This is a genomic window from Massilimicrobiota sp. An80 (assembly GCF_002159255.1).
GTDB classification, from domain to species: domain Bacteria; phylum Bacillota_I; class Bacilli_A; order Erysipelotrichales; family Coprobacillaceae; genus Allocoprobacillus; species Allocoprobacillus merdigallinarum.
In genome coordinates this window covers 1-910 of sequence record NZ_NFHI01000114.1, presented here as the reverse complement: position 1 = coordinate 910, position 910 = coordinate 1, and the positions used below count along the sequence as shown (strand labels likewise).

General features: G+C 32.9%; 1 protein-coding gene. It reads left to right on the top strand.

The features are described 5' to 3' along the window. Positions 1 to 192: 192 nt before the first annotated feature. The gene (pduL, locus tag B5G32_RS13555; protein ID WP_087243016.1) at positions 193 to 759 is read left to right on the top strand and encodes a phosphate propanoyltransferase; all 567 of its coding nucleotides are present in this window, start codon (positions 193 to 195) and stop codon (positions 757 to 759) included. The last annotated feature ends 151 nt before the right edge of the window (positions 760 to 910 follow it).

The following is a 910-nucleotide window of genomic DNA, read 5'->3' as shown; positions in this document are numbered from 1 at the left end:
ATCATGAACTCCATGTGTGAGCTAAGATATAGTGACTTTACAAATGAATTTTCATTTAAGACCATATAATCAATATATTTTAAATATAGTTACCAACATTTATCTAGGGTTAGATTTTTATCAAAAAGAAACAAATTCCTTTGCAAACACACAAAAAAGTTGTAAGATAAGTATGTTATAGGAGGATATTTTATGGGAAAAACAATTTTAGTCGAAACTTCTGCTAGACATGTACATTTATCACAAGCAGATTTAGAAACTTTATTTGGTAAAGGATATGTTTTAACAAACAAAAAAGATTTATCACAACCTGGACAATTTGCCTGTCAGGAAAAAGTCACTGTTATTGGTCCAAAAGGCGAAACAAAAATGTCTATTTTAGGACCTACACGTGCTCAAACTCAAGTTGAAGTCTCTTTAACAGATGCTAGATCATTAGGAATCAAAGCATTAATTAGAGAATCTGGAGATATCGAAGGAACTGCTGGATGCAAATTGGTTGGTCCTGCTGGTGAAGTTGAAATTTCTTGTGGTGTTATTGCTGCAAAACGTCACATTCATATGACACCTGCTGATGCCCAAGAATTTGGAGTACAAGATAAAGATGTTGTCAGTGTTGAAGTGAAATCAGCTGACCGTTCACTTGTTTTTGGTGATGTTGTCTGCCGTGTCAGCGATAGCTATGCTTTAGCAATGCATATCGATACTGATGAATCAAATGCTGCTGGTGCACCTTGTGAAGGAACAATTATTAAATAAAAAAAGAAAACCTGCAGATCAAAATCTGTAGGCAATGGAGTCAACTTAGTAAGTTGGCTCTTTTTTATTTTTTTGGAAATAAAAGAGTGTCTTTTTTACTTGTAGTTAAGTATAATTATCTATTTATTATCTTATTTCCTTTACTTTTGTT